The sequence below is a fragment of the Coleofasciculus sp. genome, assembly GCF_046539235.1.
In the GTDB taxonomy this organism is placed as follows: Bacteria; Cyanobacteriota; Cyanobacteriia; order Cyanobacteriales; family Coleofasciculaceae; genus Coleofasciculus.
Genome location: NZ_JBKHHI010000094.1, coordinates 1 through 18,338, shown reverse-complemented (window position 1 = coordinate 18,338; position 18,338 = coordinate 1). Strand labels below are relative to the sequence as shown.

Genomic DNA, 18,338 nt, shown 5'->3' with positions numbered 1-18,338 from the left:
ACCAAACCAATCCACGCCAATCTACATCCTCATCTGCCGATACTTCTAAATCCTCTGACAACAGTTTGGCAATATCCTCAACCGTCTTTTGACCATCGCAGTAATGCCAAACCCTCGCCGCCATCGCATTCAAACAATGTGCCGTATCCCGTTCTTGGTCATAAACAATAACTTCTTCCCCAACTTGGGTAATCAGCAGTTTGTTAGTTCTAGCTAACGGTATCATCCTCGTTTACTCCTAAAAATTCGGCTGGCAGCATCTTACCAGAAAATTTTGTGGCTGCGATCGCGCTCCCTAAATGTCAATCACCAAATTTTTGCCATCCGCAAGACAAATCCTGGTAGCACTGGCTCACCGCTGACTGTTTCAGGATTCTCCAAGATTTCCGGTTCTTGATTGGGGCGGTAGATATAAACATTTCTGTTTTTGCGGTCGATCAACAAGCCGAGTAATGTACCATTGTCAATATATTCCTGCATTTTGTCTTGCAATCCACTAAGGGTATCGCTCTGAGAACGTAACTCAATGACGAAATCTGGACAAATCGGTGCAAAAGAGGCTTTTTGTTCCTCACTTAAGGCATCCCAGCGCTCTAGTTTAATCCATGAAGCATCAGGGGAGCGGGTTGCTCCATTGGGTAAGGTAAAGCCAGCGCTGGAGTCAAACACTTCACCCGTACCATCTTGTTCTGCCCAGTTCGCAACTTGTTGAGCAATTTTCATGTTGCGATTCCCTGTATCTGAAAAGGCTGGTGGCATAATAATCACTTCCCCACTGGCAGTACGCTCGATTCTCAAATCGCGATTGGCTAGACAGAATTCGTAGAATTGTTCAACACTAATCGATTTGAGAGCAGGAAAATTCACTGTCAGGGGGACATTTTGGGTTTGAATGAGCAGCGTCGTCATTATTTTTCCTCAGTTGCTTGCTTCCATCTCAAAACTTAAATATTAGCGCGATCGCATTTCTTTTCTTTTTTCTTCTGGGAGGTTCGCGGGTTTGATGGTTAAAGCGACAGGTGTAATATCTGAGGAATCCTCAATCCAATCATCCAATTGGTGCAACAACGCTACCGCCACTGCTGCAGCTTCCCCCCGCTTCCCGGCAATCCTGAAAGCATCGGAAACAACACTAGGTAAAATCGATAGGGCAAACTCAGGTCGAGTCCGAGCCACGATCGCATTATCCAATAGCGCCAACACTGCAACTCCCGCCGAAATCTTTTTTGGACACCATACCACATTCGGCTGATATTGAACATGAGCCACCAACCCCACAGGTAAGGGTTCACTTCCCACTGTTCCCCCAAGTTCCTCTGCTGTACATTGCCGTTTTACCTCTTGTTCTCCCTCCCATTCCCGGATTGCCAATCGCCGGGGATAAGGATGAACCCATCCCCGCAAGTCAAATACGGCATATTCGTCAGAATAATAGGTGGCGCCAGCTTGCACCAACGCCGCCGTCAATGTGGTTTTACCACTAAAACTGCGTCCAGGAATCACGATCGCTTGTCCTCGCCACCCCACCACCCCCGCATGGACAAACAATCTGTCCTGCACCAACATGCCAATCTGTAAGCGCAAATCAGTGTCTAAGGTATGCAGTATTGTTTCCAGTAAACTCGCTTCAGCCAGTATCTCGCGATCGCGCCAGAGTTGATAATTCGATTCATCACCAATCAGCGAGTACAGTTGATCTACATCGGGTGAGGCGGAAGGTTGCCAACCGGGGGGCAAATAATCAGGAAGGCATTCCAACACCTTTGCTTTATTGACGCGAATGCCAATACGCACCCCATAACTGATAAATGAGAATTCTGCCTCCCACTTGAGGCAATCCAATTCAAGTGAATCAGAGTTCTCTTCACTTGGTTGATTCCGACTCGCTAAGGTTAAACTTGGCATTGCAAGGTTTTCATCGGATAGAAGACCATTGGATGCGATCAATCAAATGGATGCAATCAAAAGCAGCGATGACCGAAAGGATTCAAAATATACAATTGCTAATTAGCTTACCGTTTTGATCTACTTTGTCAAGTCAAAATCCCCAAAAATCATGTTAATCGCCAAAAAGATCAACAGCACAGACAGGAACTGGCTCAAAACTATAACTTGGTTAATCTCAAGCAACGTCTCTTTGCTCGCCATCAATACCTAGTGAGTTAATATCAAGTGCCTTTTCTGAATAACTATTCATTCTGTGTAGTTACCTCGAATAATACGAAAATCATATTCTTTTTATTCCTCTTTCTTTATTGCTGTATCTGACAACACATACTCGACAGTTACATCCTCAGTGTGACGCATGATTAAAGCACGATTGCTACTGTTTGCTAAATCAATATTTCTCAGCGAAGACTCTACTACATTTTCCAAAATAATACTGCCAATAGCAGATATATTTTCAGTTGAGTTGGGTAATTTTTTGCGAAGTGTAAACCCGCTCAAATGTATATCTTGAATCCGATTCTGATCAGACTCCGCTTTTTCGGTCAAAGGATGTTCACGGGGTCGAATGACTAGAACAGCTTTTGTATCAGGTTTACTAATATACGCTTGTAAAATAGTTCGCCGCATCCCTTGCCCTTTAATAATCGTGTGACTGCGATTGATTTCGATGGGATGAAATAAATCAATTTCACCAATCGGTAAATTAATCTGTACTGGGTCTTCCCCCGAAAGACGATTAATTAATGCCTGGAGGGATTTGGCATCATCTTTACCATCATTGGGAATAATCCCATGATCTATCGCTTCAATAATTTGAGGGGGAACCGATTGACTCATCGCCCAGGTACTATTTGACCATAAACCCGCCACATCTTGTAAGGGAGTGAGAAGGCTGGCAAACCAACATAAAATAATCACAAAACCAAATAACTGGGAGACATAAAGAAAACGAGACACACCCACTTTAACCAACCGTTCCCACCCCGATCCTGCGGCTGAAATACTTTGATTTCCTCGGTTTGACCATTTTTGTTGGGCAAGGTTCATCTGAGTCCAGATTTTGATAATACAGGAACTCCACTGGGCAATTAAAAAGACGGGTAAATGAATCGGTTTAAGTCGAGACTGTCGCCCCCAGAAAATGATGGTTAAAATTATCGGTCGAGTACAAAGAATCCAACAGAGAATCAGTCCAGCGGCTAACCAATACCCTTGAACTAAACAAATTGATAACGAACCCGGGGTGATTAGAGTCGTCCAGTAACTAATCCGTTGATCCAGGAGACAATACCACATAAACCATCCCGCCTTACCCGGACCCAAACTGATCGCGCGATCGCTGTTCCGCAACATATTCCCATACCAGCGGCGCATATTCTGGTAAGCGCGATCAATTAATGACCCAGAAATCGTCTCAATGGAATAGACAATCACATCGGGGATATACAACATATCGTAACCCCGACGCAGTAGCCAATACCACGTCGTTTTATCGTCGCCAGAGAGGAATTTAAACCGTCCCCACAACCAATCATCCAACGTATCCAGTTCTAACTGATCCGCAAATGTGGGATGCAGCGCCGCCTCCGCCCGAAATAGGGAAAAGCGTCCCGTCAAACACATCACTTTTTGCGACAGTGACACGGAACACATTTGATAGTGACGCTGGGATAGGCGTAAATGGAACCACTCAGAAAACAGATACGATCCCTCAACAATCGGTAATTCATCTGTTGTCAACGCCCCCATTTTGGGAAATAGGCGAAAAAATGGCAAACAGCGACGTAAGGTTCCAGGTGTCAGTTCAGAATCGCCATCCATTAAACCAACAACGGCATTTTGGGGTAGATTTAAACGCGCTAATTCTCGTAATCCATCCGCCATGGCTTTGCGCTTCCCTTCCCCCGTCTGCACCATTTGGATTAGGCGAATACAACTAAGTTCCGGGTCAAAGGATTTAAGTATCTTTAAGATGGCAGTATTTTCCTGATCACTGCTACTGGTAACCAGCAGTGTCAGGGGGTGAGAAAGGCTTTGGGCTTCTTGGGCGATTACCCGGAAAACTCGTTCCGTGATCCAGGGTTTTTCCTTATAGGTTGGGACTAATAAGCAAACAGGCGGTAACTTGTCAAGGGGAATGCGATCGGCTTGTTTGCGCCACCGGGGAAAAACCCAGTGTAGGTAAATCCGAGAACGAATCACTTGCAGCGCCCACCATGACCATCGCCAAATGCCGATCAGCCCCATACTAATTAAACCAGATATGCCTAATAGGTCTAATTGTTCTGGGTTACGCAGCAGGTAAAAGCCAGTAAAACCAAAGGCGGAAAGACAAAGCAGGGCGAACCAATTGAGATAGGACGAAATGTTTTGCCAACGAAATAGTCGAGTCATAGAGTTGTTGAATGTAGAGACGTGCCATGGCGCGTCTTGAATTGTGTGTAGGGGCGGGTTTTACAACTATCATTTGTCACCTCACCCAGATGTAAATAAACCCGCCCCGACCCAGAGAGATTACGGTTATCATGTTTTACCTCACAAAAGATGTAATTAAACCCGCCCTAACTGCCTTCAATCAAGGGAATCCAGACAAAAAAAATTGAGATATAAATCTCAATTCAACGATTACCAAACAATTTCTTAGGGAACGTCAGCCTCGCTGCTTGTCCCAATCCGCAAAACTGTTGTGAATTCTGATGTTGCGGCGGCGGTGGAATCCGTACTGTAATCCGGGTTAATGGTTGTCCCACTAATTTAGGCGGAATCGCTGGTTGTAAAGCTTGAACTTGGGTCAGCTTGTTAAGCTGCTGCATGTTACTAATCGGCTGAATCAGGTCAATTTCACCCTTGACAGTTTGGGCATAACCTGATAATCCTACAGTCACAGGTTTATCTGTATTGATAGAACTAGCTTGTTCAGCGCTAACCACGGTTTCTACCCACAAATTATTGCAATCCAGTAGCGTCACTATCGGTTCTAACTGATTAACTTGTTCGCCTTGTTCCCGTTCCGCTGTGTAGACAACACCCGCAAAGGGCGCTGACACATTTTGCACTTTTCGTTCGCTTTGCAGTTGTTTGAGATCCTTGACTAAAGAAGGCGCATTTTTTTGGAGAGACTGGCTGTTATTTAGCTGCTGCTTGAGTTTAGCCAATTGAGCTTCCATCGTATTCACTACCACCGATTGCTGTTGAATCGTCTGCTGTAAACTTATGCGTTGGTCAGACAGAGCCCCGCCCATAATATTATTGCGATTACTGCGAGCAATACCTGCTTGAGCAGCATTGACTGCCTTTTGCGTCGCATCCAGGACAGATTTGGCTTGCTGGACTTCGGCTTGTGCCGATTGCCAGACTAAGCGCAACTGATCCGTTTCCTGTGCAGATACACCCCCGGCTTCTAATAGGGTTTGATACCGTTGATAATCTAATCGGGCAGCTTCGGCTTTTGCCTGTGCCGCTTGAACTACGGCTTGCTGTTCCTTAACTGAATCTAACCCCAGTTCTACATCCACTTGTCGCACCGCCTGATCTCGACGTTCTAGCTGCTGGAACTGCGTTTTCAGTAATGCTAGGGACTGTTTTGCCGATGCTAGCTGAGTTGCATTGACCTGAATCTGTCCTTGTAATTCGAGACTTTCAAGTTGATTGCGGATTTGTTCTTGTTCTTGGGCGCGTTCTAGACGGAGTAGGGCTTCTTGTTCTTGGGGACTGGGTTCTTGGCTAATCCGGGCGAGAAGCTGTCCTGATTTCACAACCACTCCTGGCTGGGCGTAAAATGCTTGAATATTACCCGTGGTTGGCGCTTGTAACCGCACAATTCGCCCATTAATCGTGCCACCGTCTACGACTAAGTGACTGAGGCGATAACCAATGGAGGCAATCCCCATTCCAACTGCACCTAATCCCAGCAGAACAAACCCCGTTCCCACCAGGAAACGCCAAGATTGAGTGGGTTTTTGGACTTCAGCGGTGGGTGAATCCTGTTCCTCCTCTGGGCGAACCAGTTCCGTCCAATCGGGTGCTGGACTTGGGGATTTGAGATGGTGTCCTTGGACTAAGTCAATCCCGACTTCTTCCACCAGGGATAGGGTAACCGCATCGCTGACAAATTTAGCCGCCACCTGACTCAGCGCCTGAATTCCTTCAAGAATGGCTTTGGTTAAGACGCGACTATTCGGTTCCGTTTTTAGGCGTTGGATGAGTTGACCGTCAACTTTAACCAGATCAACCGCCAGTTGTTGGCATTGGAACAGGGTTAATTCGCGACTGGCAAAGTTATCCAAAACAATGGCACAACCGAGACTTTTGAGTTCGCGGACAAATGCCCGAATTGTGGGAAAATCTTTGGCGATGGTCGATTCGGTTAGCTCAAAACTCAGTTGCTTCGGGTCAACCCCAGATTGATCCAGAAGTGTTTCAATATATTCGATCAGTTCAAAGTTATTTAATCCCTCTCCCGAAAGATTAATCGACAGGCATCGATCCGGCTGTTCCGCTAAGAGTTCTATTGCCTTACGGATAACGGCGCGATCAGCCTTTTGCAGTTGTCCGGTATCCGACAACGTGGGTAAGAATTCTTGGGGTAAGTGCAGATTTCCGGCTTCGTCTCGCCAACGTAGGAGTATTTCATTGTGTAATACAGCACCCGTCGCTGTTTGATAAACGGGCTGAAACCACAGTTCTAACTTCCCGGTGCTGAAGGTATCAGCTTGAGCGAGGACAGACTCTGGCGAGTTTAAAGTCTCTAGCAGCATAAATTAAGTTCAAGCAGGTAGATACAAATCAAGCACCGAAATTAATATCTCTGACGCAAAAATTGCCAGAGGATTGCTCAGGGGAACCTCCCAGCAACGTTGTGCCAGGTTATAGCCTCACTTCGATCCGTGAGGATCGAGCGACAACCTTTGAGCCAAAATAAATTGGGCAGTTTTGTCTGTGAATCAGGTAAAACTTTTGAGATATGGCACGTCAACGCTCAAATCATGCACCCTAAACCGCGTTCGTTTGCCCAAGATCTAGTTGTGTTAAGAAAGTTCAACCAATATCATAACCACAGGCAAGAGCGATTGTCAGGGGTTGGGCGTTGAATTTGTCTCAATTTCACGTCCTGAAAGGAATTAAGCGATTTTAAGCATGGCAAGGACTTGCCAGTATGGGTTTCAATGTAACATGGTAGAGCTTGCTACTTTACCGCACTAAGCTTACGCGATCGCTCTATTCGGAAAACCCTATGAGAATTTTAGTTACAGGTGGTGCTGGTTTTATTGGTTCCCATCTCGTTGATCGGTTAATGGAAGCAGGTCATGAAGTTCTCTGTCTGGATAACTTCTATACTGGCACCAAGCGCAATATCCTCAAATGGCTGGATCATCCTTACTTTGAACTGATCCGCCACGATATTACTGAACCAATTAGGCTAGAGGTTGACCAAATTTACCATCTGGCTTGTCCGGCTTCGCCAATACACTATCAGTACAATCCTGTCAAGACAATTAAAACCAATGTCATGGGTACCCTCTATATGTTGGGGTTAGCCAAGCGAGTCGGGGCGAGATTTTTATTAGCTTCAACCTCGGAAGTGTATGGTGATCCGGAAGTTCATCCTCAAACCGAAGAATACCGAGGAAATGTTAATCCAATTGGACCGCGCAGTTGTTATGACGCTGAGACTGAAATTCTAACAGAAAATGGTTGGATTCCTTTCCCTGAATTACAGCCCGGGGTGCGAGTGGCTACTCTCAATCCCGATAATCAAGTCGAGTATCACGTCCCGGACGAGTATATTGTGCAGCCGTATGTGGGCAATTTGCTCCGGTTTGCCAATGCTAAATTCGATCTATGTGTAACACCAAATCATTGGATGTATGTACGCAGTAAAACCGGAAAATTACAATTTCTGCGTGCGGATGAAGACCGACATTGGCATTCTTGGCGTGTCCCTACCGGGGGTGAGTTTCATGGAGAAGAACCAGAATGGTTTGAACTGGGAACTGCACCGAAAAACGCGAAGGTTAGCATCGAGCGAATTTGGATGGATGATTGGTTAGAATTCCTCGGTTACTACATTTCTGAAGGCTGCGTTCATGTCCGACGACGAGGGCAGGTTGTCGGTGGATGTGACTATGAGGTGGCTGACTATAACATCCTGATTGCCCAAGAAAATCCAGAGGGTCGAGCTAAAATCACCCACTGTTTAACCAACCTTGGTTTTAACTTTTTCTCATCGGATGACCACCAATTTCGGATTTGTAGTAAACAACTGGCGGAGATTTTACGTCCTCTGGGTAAATCGGGTGATAAATATATTCCGCGCCAGTTTTTATCGTTATCCAAGCGTCAGTCGCTGATTTTGTTTAAGGCGCTAATGATGGGAGATGGTTCCCAGCGCGGAGATGGCTATGTTTATTACACGAAATCCCCACAACTGGCTGATGATGTCCAAGAATTAGCCATGCGTTGCGGCTATGCGGCGTCTGTTGTGTCTCATGCTGTGGGTCGTGATTTATATCGGGTGAATATTCGACCGATAAAAGACGCTCATTTAGTCACCCCAGAGCCATTTCGATATGCTGGCAATGTTTACTGCGTTAATGTGCACAACCATGTGGTGTGTGTGCGTCGCCATGGACGAGTCGCCTTTTGTGGCAACTGTTACGACGAAGGGAAGCGAGTAGCGGAAACGCTGGCGTTTGATTACCATCTGCAAAATGGTGTGGAAATTCGGGTGGCTCGCATTTTTAATACCTACGGATCTCGGATGCTGGAAAATGATGGGCGAGTCGTCAGTAATTTTGTGGTGCAAGCGTTAAAGGGTGAACCCCTAACGGTTTATGGTAAGGGTTCACAAACTCGCAGTTTCTGTTATGTGTCGGATTTAGTTGAAGGATTAATTCGGTTGATGAATAATGATCATACTGGACCGATTAATCTGGGGAATCCGGATGAGTATACAATTTTACAACTGGCTCAAGCGGTGCAAAAAATGGTCAATCCGGATACAGAAATTATATACAAGGATCTACCACAAGATGACCCGCAACGTCGCCGTCCGGATATTACTAAAGCCAAGACGCTACTGGGTTGGCAACCGACTATACCTTTACAGGAGGGGTTAAAGACGACAATAGCAGATTTCCGCGATCGCTTAACGGCTGAAGGGGATTCCTTGCTTTCCAGTTAAGCGATTACAGTATTAAGTCAGGGGGCTTACCAGCCAACTAATCAATCAGCTAGATAGCCCTGAGTCTTACCATCTACCAGAGAGGATCAGCTCATGCGCGTTTGTGTTATCGGTACTGGATATGTCGGCTTAGTAACCGGGGTGTGCTTAGCCCATATCGGACACCATGTTATCTGTGTGGATAACAATGAGGAAAAAGTCAAATTGATGAAAGCCGGACAGTCGCCAATCTATGAACCGGGACTTTCTGAATTGATGCAAGCTTGCTCTAAAGCGGGCAGTTTGGAGTTTACCTCAGATTTGGCGAGGGGTGTCGCTCATGGCGAGATTTTGTTTATTGCGGTGGGAACGCCAGCATTACCCAATGGTGAAAGTGATACTCGCTATGTGGAAGCCGTAGCCCGTGGTATTGGTACTCACCTGAATGGGGGCTACAAGGTGATTGTGAATAAGTCAACGGTGCCAATTGGTTCTGGGGATTGGGTACGAATGATTGTCATGGATGGTGTCGCTGATCTCCAGAAGTCCTCTGGAGGTACGATGTCAGACACAAGGGTTGAGTTCGATGTGGTGAGTAATCCGGAGTTTTTGCGGGAAGGATCAGCGATTTATGATACCTTTAACCCCGATCGCATCGTGTTGGGTAGTAATAGCGATCGCGCTATTTCTATGATGCAGGAACTCTATGCGCCAATCGTTAAGCGTGAACCGGCGGAAGATAAATCCCTACCTCCGGTTCCGGTAGTGGTGACGGATTTGAGTTCAGCGGAAATGGTCAAATATGCCTCCAATTCCTTTTTAGCCACCAAAATTAGCTTCATTAACGAAATCGCCAATATCTGCGATCGCGTGGGCGCGGATGTGACTCAAGTCGCCCAAGGGATTGGTTTAGATACTCGCATTGGGGGTAAATTCCTGCAAGCGGGGATAGGTTGGGGCGGTTCCTGTTTTCCCAAGGATGTCTCCGCCTTGATTCATACGGCTGATGATTATGGGTTCGATGCTCAACTATTGAAAGCGGCGGTAAGTGTCAATCAACGTCAGCGCTTAATTGCGGTGGAAAAACTCCAGCAAGAACTTAAAATCCTCAAAGGTAAAACGGTGGGATTGTTGGGATTGACCTTTAAGCCGGATACTGATGATATGCGCGATGCTCCCGCATTGATTCTGATTGAAAATCTCAATCGGTTGGGCGCAAAAGTTAAAGCTTATGACCCAATTATTTCTGCTAGTGGGATGAGTCATGGTTTATCCGGTGTGCAGGTGGAAGGTGATCCGGATCGCTTGGCAGATGGCTGTGATGCTTTGGTATTAGTCACCGACTGGGAACAATTCCAGAGTCTGGATTATGGCAAGATGGCCAAGCTGATGCATAATCCCGTGCTTATTGATGGTCGTAACTTTCTCGATCCTAAAGTGCTAGAAGGTGCGGGGTTCCGCTATGTCGGAATTGGGCGTTGACGGTTCATAGAGAAACATGGGAGGATGGAAGCCCTGCATTTTTAAATCAGGGATGAAATCCTCCAATAGCGAATAAATTCAGGGGATGAAATTCTCCAATAGCGAATAAATTCAACGGATAGTCTTCACCGACCATTTTTGGGGATAATGACGCTAATGAGCAATATCTTAATGGTTCCCATTAATCTGGATGCCTTGCATCTGGAAACTGAAAAGTCAGTTGTTGAGGCAATGGCAGACTTTAGCCGACTGCCTTATTTTGATGGGAGTCGGGATGTCAATCCTGATATTGCTAATATTAGTGAGGAGATTGTTTCCCAGCCGTTTCAGAATCAAAATCTGCCGTTGAAGCCAGGGATTCATTTGCATTGGGCGTTACCGGATGCTTTGACTAAAGGGATACAAAATGGGGAGAAAACCACGTTTCCGACAGTTCCCAACCGTTGGCTGGTGACGCGCCGTTTGCTGGGAAAAGTTGAAAAGCAATGGGTGGTGGAAAGTGATTACCTCTATCCTGAAGGCAAAGGAAGTCTCTCTGGTAGCGTGAATATTCCCTATCATACTGATGGAAAGCATCAGCCGTTTCGTTATCTGGGTCGGAAAATGCCTTTAGCGGCTTGGAAAGAGTCAAATTCTGAATACTTGAAGGAACTGACGGCGGTTGGGTATGGAGATCCTACATTTGCTGCATTTTATCCGAACTGTCACAGTGTATTTGGGTTCTATGATGATGACTATGTAGGCAATAGTCCCAAGGGTTTGCAGTACGACTTGATTGGTTGGTACAGTAAGGCTGAACAGGATTATTTTAAGGTTTTTATTGGGAATTTGAAAAAACCTACTCCTACTCATGAAGAATTGCTAGAAGCAATTAAAGAAAAATTTAAATGGAGAGTGAGTCTTGAGCCAAAACAAGACGTTCCTAAACAGATGATTTGTTACGCTCGGTTAACGTTTGACGAAAAGAAGGGTTCTTCAGAGAACTTAGCGAAGAAGGCGGCAGACACGGAGATTACTGTGGGAAATACGGGTACAGAGGCGTTGTCTGCTTATTTAGCGACGAAAATTGATAGCCGTTCAGAGTCAAAAATTGAAGAGCAGTTGGAAGCTTTGCACTTGTCCTCTCGGTTGGAACATCGCCAGTTGGATATTGGTGCCAAGTTCAAAGAAGCACGTCATGAAAAGGGGTTTAATCCTGTCCCAGCGGGTTGCATTTGGACGGTGAAGCAGGAAACGGAGTCAACGAAGTCAGCTAATGCTGAGGAGGCTGATAAACGGGAGCAAATTACGTTACCAGACAAGATGGCTCATTTACTGAATAGAGTCAATTGTTTACAGCAGGCTTATAACCAGGCGGGTGATGAGATAGAGTCGATGCGTGAACAAATCTTTGCCGACTGGTATAAGTATATGATTTGTGCCTATCCGCCGGAAGGGAGTCGGGATGATTATCCGGATATTGATGAAGTTAGGTATTACATTGAAACGAAAGGAATTGCTCCGTTAAATAGGAAAATCGCGGCGACGGGGAGGCTGATGGTGCAGAAAGATGCCTCTGGGAAGATTACAGCCGCTTCTGCTTTTGAGTCTCATTCTGGTTCTTTAGCCAGCCAGTTAGCGGCGGCAATGAATGGGTTAATTACAGCAATAAACGATCTAAATAATAGCGAACCTGTAAAGAAGGCTAAAGCCACCTACACTCTAAAACCCGTACCCGCTCCCCGGTATTGGCAACCGAATGAACCGGTGGTGCTGATAACGGGTGGTGCAGTACCCCCGACTCCCAGGCATAATCAGGATGGGCGATTAAGGGAGGATGGATTACTGGATTGTCAGGTTTTCTCGGTTTCATCTAATACATCTGTTCAAGAGTTTATTAAGAGTAACTCTTCTATAGTCAGTCAAAAAATTGATGAAATTAAAGAGGGCATTGGGTTTAGTACATGGACGCAGCAGCCTTGGCATCCCTTTTTGCTGGAATGGCAGGTGGAAATTTTCCCGATAGAAAATCTGGGAAATCTTAATCCAGACAGTCGGAATTATGCTCGAAATTTTAGCATCAGTAATCATAAGTTGATTGAAAAAGAACCTGGCTTGGCTATCCAGGAAGGACAAGGCAGAATTACTGAAGCGGCTAATGTTTACAGCGGTCGCAGTATCTTAACCCCTCATGCTGGGATTCAACTTAAAAATCAGATAGAGGCTTATTTAGTAAAACAGGGGATTCTCAACTTATATTACCAAGAGCAGAACATTGCCGAAGAGAAGCAAAAGGTTAGCTATCTAGACAAACAAATCGATGAGATTGTTTCTTGGTATAAAAATAAAGACTTTTCTGATCCAATCTATACCGCGATTCGTGCTTACCAGAAACTTAAAGACTTAAATTGTCTTTCTCAAGTTCTGAGTGGGTTTAATCAGGCGTTGCTAATGCACAAGCAAACGTTGCAGTTAGAAATTGCTGATCCCTTGGGGTTTGATGATTATCAGGGGTTTACCAAAAATGTGCGAGATGCTGTACAGAAAAGTAATCGCAGCGCTCCGGAACCTTTAAATGATTTTAACCCGATTCGTTCTGGGGCGATGAAGATACTTCAGTTGCGGTTGGTGGATACGTTTGGACAGGTGAAGAAACTGGATGTGAGTCGGGTTAATACGACAGAGGTGATGCGGAATCTAGGAAGTCGTTATTTGGTATCCTTACCGCCTCGACTGGTGCAACCAGCGCGTTTGAATTTCCGGTGGTTGTCGGCTAGTCAGGGGGAGGAGGAAATGAATGATCATCCGGCGACGACACCGATTTGTGGGTGGGTTTTGGCGAATAATTTAGATCGGAGTTTGATGATTTATGATAATCAAGGGACAGTGCTGGGTTCAATTAATCGGGAGGCTAAATGGGAGTCAGCACCGGGGAAAAATCCTGAGATAACAGTTGAGGGAATTGGGAATCCTTATTTACAGAGAATGGTACGCTACCTGATTGAGCGAGGTAGTGGTTTTCTGGGTAAGTTTATTGATGTTTTAGATACTAGCCTGGAGAACATTGAGCCGGAAAATTATGCTCAACATCAAGGGTTAGCGCTGTTAATGGGGCGTCCTTTGGCGGTGGTTCGGGCTTCGTTGAATTTGGAACTCCAGGGACTGCCGGCGATTAATGAGAGTTGGCATAGTTTTCGCCAGGATTTGCGGCGGAATGGTCGGGATGATGATGATTTTACTGGTGTTGAGTTTCCGATTCGGCTGGGGGAGTATCATCAATTGAATGATGGGTTGGTGGGGTATTGGAAGGAAAAAGGAAAGGGTTACGAAGGTGACATTTTTTATGCACCGCAAACGGATAGTATTGAGAACGAATATATTAAGTCTCATTCGGACGGTTCTTTAAGTATTCGTCAGTCGCTGGATTCTGCACCGCACATCCTGACGATGCTTGTTGAGCCCAGGGGAAAGGTTCATGCAACGTCGGGGATTTTGCCGACGAAGGTGATTGATATTCCACCGGATCAATATGCGGATGCTTTGCAGAAAATTGAGATTACGTTTTTGTCTACGCCGATATTGACTCATTTCCAACAACTGCGGTTGCCTCTACCTGATGAACCGGGATATAGTTGGTCATGGTTGGAGAAGGAGAATGGAAATTGGCGGGAAATTGCCAATGTACCCAGGATTGAGAAGGCTGTGTTTCAACGGGAATTTGGTAAGGTTATCTGGACTCATTTATTGGATGAACGGATAGGCTGGCTGATGCCGATGGAAAATAATGTATCCCAGGCAATTGTTCCGGTGTCAGAGCAGCGGAAGTCGCCCAGATTAGGGGAAGGGTTTCAGAAATTGGAAGAAATTATTAATGAAATCCTCATTAGAAATTCCCATGCTGGTATAATTGAACAACAAGCGTTTTTGGAGAGGATAAATACCGGGATTGCCCCGTCACTCTGGACTCATCTAGTGGAGATGGGATGGCTAAAAGTGGTGGATGAGTCTAAGGCAAGGGTTGTACCGAAAGATAGCAGAAATCAAAACGGCGGCAAAACATTGGGAGAGCCTTTTACGGGGTTAGAAGGGCAAGTTGAAATCATTTTTGACGTTTACAGAATTAGTCCGGTGAGTACCCAGGCGGAATTTTCTGGGCAGCAGGTGATTCGGGAAGGGTGGCTGAAGTTGAGCCAGTTAATTATTAAGGAATGAAATAAAGAGGAAAGTTATGAGTACTTCAGATACGGGTTTAGTTCTTTATTTACCTTTGGATAGTATTAGCAGTGAGAATAAGGTTATTGATGCATCGGATCAGGGCAATAATGGGACGATACAAGGTAATGTCGAAGTGGTTCCTGATGAAACCTTTGGTAGTTGCTTGACGTTTGATGGTAGTGGTGGATATGTAGAAATTGCTGATCCATTTAAAAATAGAACGACTTTTACTCTATCGCTTTGGGTTAAACCGAGTATTTTAAATGATGGCGCTTATCATGGCTTTATCGGCAAGCCAGAATCTAATATCCGGAAACCGGGACTGTGGTTGAGTCCCAGTAATGGTGGACTCCACTATGACTCTTATAATACGTCACGCGCTAGATCGTCTGGCACAATTGACAATTTCTTTACGTCGGCGGGAGAATGGGTTCATGTAGTCTGGGTCAAGGCAGGAACGGAGTATAAGTTTTACCGAAATGGTGAGCTTTTTGTGACAAAAGCAGCACCTGAACAGTTTTATACGGTAGAGTCTACCAATTATTGGATTGGAAAAGTTGATAACTTTTGGAAGGGGGAAATTGCTTACGCCCGGATTTACAATCGGGCTTTATCTGTCGAAGAGATTAAGGGGGATATAGAAGCGGATAAAGTGGCGTTGGCTGCTTTCCGGAAGACTCATCCGATTAGTTTTAGTTTATATGACGATAATGACAATCCTGTACTCTATATTGATGATGCGAGTGGGGGTCATACTTTGCGGTTGAAGATTAGCAATACGTCGCCACAGACTATTCGATTGCTGGAATCTACCAATAAGACGGCAAGTGGGAAGAATTACCATTTTGAGTTGAGGTTTAGACCTGATACTTTAGCTAAAGATTCTCTAAAGAATTTAGCTTTAGTAGAGGCGGCGAGTGGTTGGAGTATGGCTTATGACGAGGTGAATGGTATTGTTTCGCTTTTAAGTATAAGTACTAATGAGCGAGTTATTCAACCGAATGAGTCTATAGTGTTAACCCTTCAGCATGTCAGTGCAGCGGCTGATGGGGGAGCGCGGGGAACTAGGGTAGAGTTGAGGTATCAACAGCTTCAGTATCAGGGAGAAACTATTACCCTGAGTGACAGTCGGGTGCAGCATCTGAGTATTGTTAATCATCAAGGGAGAAAGTACATTCCTTTGCATGTGGGGTTTGTGGGGGGCAATACTGTTTTGAATGATGGTAGCTCACCAAATGAGTTAACTCTACAGATTAGTAATGTGTTGAAAAAAGGTCAAATTAGTCTGAACCCTAAAATCGATCAAAAATCTACTTACACTAGATTTTTTATTTCCTTTGATGTCTCTGAAAGTATCCAATCTGAGTGGTCTTTGGGAAACAGAAGTGAGTTAAAAGCTATTGAGATCAAGCCAGAATCCAGTTTTACCCTAGTTGGCACTTTGACGGAGAGTGTAATTAATGGAACTCGGTTAATATTAAATCAAAGTTTAGTCAGGAAGATTCCTAAAAATGCTTCTTTGAGAATAATTCCAGCTAAACCAAATAATAATCTTTTAAGTACAGGCGAAAATATATTTAGAGGATTTTCCAGTAACGTTCCTAATAGTCCTATAACTATAAATCTCAACCCTGAGAACAGTCCGATAAGTCTAAACCCTGAAGACGGTTTGATTCTAGGTGAGCCAAAAATAACAATAAAGCCGATCACTTTTCCTGAAGATCCCCAGGACGTAACTGTTTCTGAGGAGGCTAGGGTTGGGCAATCTATAATTAACCTCAGTCAACAAGTTCTTCTTCAAGCTGGTGCTAAGGTATACCTCGATTGGAGTAGTTTGTGGAAAGTAAATGAGAATAATGAAGGTCAATCCTCTGAATGGATTATTACTATTGAAGACGTAGAAAAAGCATTTTTAGAAGCTGGTGACTTTATTCGACTGACCTTATCAAATGTCATTTCATCCAGTGTTTCAGGTCATACTAATTTATACCTGCGCTATGAAAATATTCCTGGATATTGGGATGGGCAATTTGTTGTACCTATAGAGAAAGCACCGATTTTATATCGGAAAAACAAGGTGGGTATCGGTATTAGCGAGCCGTCAGCGACCTTAGAGATTGAGGATACACATAAAACTCAGTTACACATCAGAAAGAAGGAGTCTCAAACTGGCATCGCTTTTCATGCAGGAGATAATGCATCATCTATCCAATTCTTGAAGTTTGGCACGAAACACGCTGGTTTGGTGTTTGACGGCTCAAAAATTTCAATTAAGGGTATGTCTTCTGAAGTGGATCACAATCCCGATCAAACTTTATCAACTACAGAGACAGTTAATGTTGAAATAAAAGGTACGGTAAAGGCTACAGCTATTGAGGGCAATGGTGCTGTCGTAGCAGGAATGATTATGATGTGGTCTGGAAGTGTTAATGAAATTCCTTCTGGCTGGGCTTTATGTGATGGGCGAACGGTAAATGGTCGTAAAACACCAGATTTGCGAGGAAGATTTATTGTTGGTTACTCTGCTGGTAGTTCGGATTATGGGGAACTGGGAAAAACTGGAGGTATAGATAAGGTTAGTTTAGGTGTTGATGAGATGCCTAGCCACGAACATACAGGCGCAACTTTATCTAATGGCAGCCACTATCATTGGATTGAAGGGACTGATGCAGAGGGTTTAGCGAACCGAAAGCGGACGATTTGGGGAGATACAACTGTAGATATGGGTTTTGGTGGTGGTTGGAATAATGATAAAAATGCTCAGATGTGGCGCGGTCATGTAAATACAGATACGGTAAGCGATCATAATCACTCTTTTACCACTAATAGAACAGGTGGAGGTAAGGGTCATGAAAATCGTCCACCATATTATGTTTTGGCTTACATCATGAAAGTTTAAATGAAAGTAAGGAATAGAATAACCAATGAGACAATCACAGACAAAACGCGATCGCACATCCTAAACCCATTCCCCAAAACCAAGCGATCGCACATCCAAATCCTTTCCCCTAGAACCAGGCGATCGCACATCCAATCCCCAACTCTTCCAACCACCGCCAGCTTTACATTCCAGCTTATCTCTTTAGGAATATGAACCAATGAGCCAATCACAGACAAAACGCGATCGCACATCTAAATCCTTTCCCCTAGAACCAGGCGATCGCATCCCCAATCCCCAACTCTTCCAACCACCGCCAGCTTTACATTCCAGCTTATCTCTTTAGGAATATGAACCAATGAGACAATCAGATAGAATACGCGATCGCACATCCAAATCCTTTCCCCTAGAACCAGGCGATCGCACATCCTATCCCCAATTCCTCCAACCACCGCCAGCCTTACATTTCAGCTTATCTCTAGGAACATGAACTAATGAGAAATCAGAGACAACAGGCGATCGCACTCTTTATCCCCAACTTCTCCAACAACCACCAGCATTACATTCCAGCTTATCTCTCTAGGAACATGAACCAATGAGCCAATCACAGACAAAACGCGATCGCACATCCAAATCCTTTCCCCTAGAACCAGGCGATCGCACATCCAATCC

At 44.8% G+C, this 18,338-nt stretch carries 12 protein-coding genes and 2 pseudogenes; 7 read left to right on the top strand and 7 right to left on the bottom strand.

Annotation, left to right across the window (positions count from 1 at the left end; translation table 11 throughout):
- The 5 genes from ACLFWI_RS10985 to ACLFWI_RS10965 all read right to left on the bottom strand — a co-directional run.
- A partial coding sequence (locus ACLFWI_RS10985) for a PqqD family protein (RefSeq protein WP_446412982.1) occupies positions 1 to 226 on the bottom strand: 226 nt, incomplete at its 3' end.
- A gap of 80 nt (positions 227 to 306) precedes the next feature.
- On the bottom strand, positions 307 to 909 hold the full coding sequence (locus ACLFWI_RS10980) for a Uma2 family endonuclease (RefSeq protein ID WP_446391923.1): 603 nt from the start codon (positions 907 to 909) through the stop codon (positions 307 to 309).
- Between the two features lie 42 nt (positions 910 to 951).
- Positions 952 to 1,905, bottom strand: coding sequence for a hypothetical protein (locus ACLFWI_RS10975; RefSeq protein WP_446412981.1), 954 nt, complete (start codon positions 1,903 to 1,905; stop codon positions 952 to 954).
- A 333-nt stretch (positions 1,906 to 2,238) separates the two neighbouring features.
- Positions 2,239 to 4,344 carry a glycosyltransferase gene (locus ACLFWI_RS10970; protein WP_446412980.1) on the bottom strand — a complete coding sequence of 702 codons (2,106 nt, stop codon included), beginning with the start codon at positions 4,342 to 4,344 and terminating at the stop codon, positions 2,239 to 2,241.
- 224 nt (positions 4,345 to 4,568) lie between these two features.
- Positions 4,569 to 6,707 carry an EAL domain-containing protein gene (locus ACLFWI_RS10965; protein WP_446412979.1) on the bottom strand — a complete coding sequence of 713 codons (2,139 nt, stop codon included), beginning with the start codon at positions 6,705 to 6,707 and terminating at the stop codon, positions 4,569 to 4,571.
- Between the two features lie 476 nt (positions 6,708 to 7,183).
- Between ACLFWI_RS10965 and ACLFWI_RS10960 the strand changes: the two are divergent.
- From ACLFWI_RS10960 to ACLFWI_RS10940, 5 genes and pseudogenes are all read left to right on the top strand, one after another.
- Positions 7,184 to 7,619 (top strand): annotated as a pseudogene (locus ACLFWI_RS10960) (GDP-mannose 4,6-dehydratase); the annotation flags it as partial.
- 878 nt (positions 7,620 to 8,497) lie between these two features.
- A pseudogene (locus ACLFWI_RS10955) lies at positions 8,498 to 9,133 on the top strand (GDP-mannose 4,6-dehydratase); the annotation flags it as partial.
- 93 nt (positions 9,134 to 9,226) lie between these two features.
- Complete coding sequence (locus tag ACLFWI_RS10950; RefSeq protein WP_446407649.1) at positions 9,227 to 10,594, top strand: UDP-glucose dehydrogenase family protein; 1,368 nt, start codon at positions 9,227 to 9,229, stop codon at positions 10,592 to 10,594.
- A gap of 156 nt (positions 10,595 to 10,750) precedes the next feature.
- The gene (locus ACLFWI_RS10945; protein ID WP_446412978.1) at positions 10,751 to 14,785 is read left to right on the top strand and encodes a hypothetical protein; all 4,035 of its coding nucleotides are present in this window, start codon (positions 10,751 to 10,753) and stop codon (positions 14,783 to 14,785) included.
- Positions 14,786 to 14,801: 16 nt separating this feature from the next.
- Complete coding sequence (locus ACLFWI_RS10940; RefSeq protein WP_446412977.1) at positions 14,802 to 17,687, top strand: LamG-like jellyroll fold domain-containing protein; 2,886 nt, start codon at positions 14,802 to 14,804, stop codon at positions 17,685 to 17,687.
- Here the strand turns inward: ACLFWI_RS10940 and ACLFWI_RS10935 are convergent.
- The gene (locus ACLFWI_RS10935) at positions 17,684 to 17,842 is read right to left on the bottom strand and encodes a hypothetical protein (RefSeq protein WP_446412976.1); all 159 of its coding nucleotides are present in this window, start codon (positions 17,840 to 17,842) and stop codon (positions 17,684 to 17,686) included. The two genes, ACLFWI_RS10940 and ACLFWI_RS10935, sit on opposite strands and share 4 nt — an antisense overlap.
- A 44-nt stretch (positions 17,843 to 17,886) precedes the next feature.
- Here ACLFWI_RS10935 and ACLFWI_RS10930 point away from each other — a divergent pair, with 44 nt between their 5' ends.
- Both ACLFWI_RS10930 and ACLFWI_RS10925 read left to right on the top strand, forming a co-directional pair.
- Complete coding sequence (locus tag ACLFWI_RS10930; RefSeq protein ID WP_446412975.1) at positions 17,887 to 18,012, top strand: hypothetical protein; 126 nt, start codon at positions 17,887 to 17,889, stop codon at positions 18,010 to 18,012.
- Between the two features lie 12 nt (positions 18,013 to 18,024).
- Positions 18,025 to 18,156, top strand: a complete 132-nt coding sequence (locus ACLFWI_RS10925; RefSeq protein WP_446412974.1) for a hypothetical protein — start codon at positions 18,025 to 18,027, stop codon at positions 18,154 to 18,156.
- Position 18,157: 1 nt separating this feature from the next.
- Here ACLFWI_RS10925 and ACLFWI_RS10920 read toward each other — a convergent pair.
- Positions 18,158 to 18,338: hypothetical protein (locus tag ACLFWI_RS10920; protein WP_446412973.1), on the bottom strand; the 181-nt coding region annotated here is incomplete at its 5' end.

Coding starts and splice junctions, on each gene's coding strand:
- ACLFWI_RS10980 (WP_446391923.1), bottom strand. CDS start 909: ATGACGACGCTGCTCATTCAAACCCAAAATGTCCCCCTGACAGTGAAT.
- ACLFWI_RS10975 (WP_446412981.1), bottom strand. CDS start 1,905: ATGCCAAGTTTAACCTTAGCGAGTCGGAATCAACCAAGTGAAGAGAAC.
- ACLFWI_RS10970 (WP_446412980.1), bottom strand. CDS start 4,344: ATGACTCGACTATTTCGTTGGCAAAACATTTCGTCCTATCTCAATTGG.
- ACLFWI_RS10965 (WP_446412979.1), bottom strand. CDS start 6,707: ATGCTGCTAGAGACTTTAAACTCGCCAGAGTCTGTCCTCGCTCAAGCT.
- ACLFWI_RS10950 (WP_446407649.1), top strand. CDS start 9,227: ATGCGCGTTTGTGTTATCGGTACTGGATATGTCGGCTTAGTAACCGGG.
- ACLFWI_RS10945 (WP_446412978.1), top strand. CDS start 10,751: ATGAGCAATATCTTAATGGTTCCCATTAATCTGGATGCCTTGCATCTG.
- ACLFWI_RS10940 (WP_446412977.1), top strand. CDS start 14,802: ATGAGTACTTCAGATACGGGTTTAGTTCTTTATTTACCTTTGGATAGT.
- ACLFWI_RS10930 (WP_446412975.1), top strand. CDS start 17,887: ATGAGCCAATCACAGACAAAACGCGATCGCACATCTAAATCCTTTCCC.
- ACLFWI_RS10925 (WP_446412974.1), top strand. CDS start 18,025: ATGAGACAATCAGATAGAATACGCGATCGCACATCCAAATCCTTTCCC.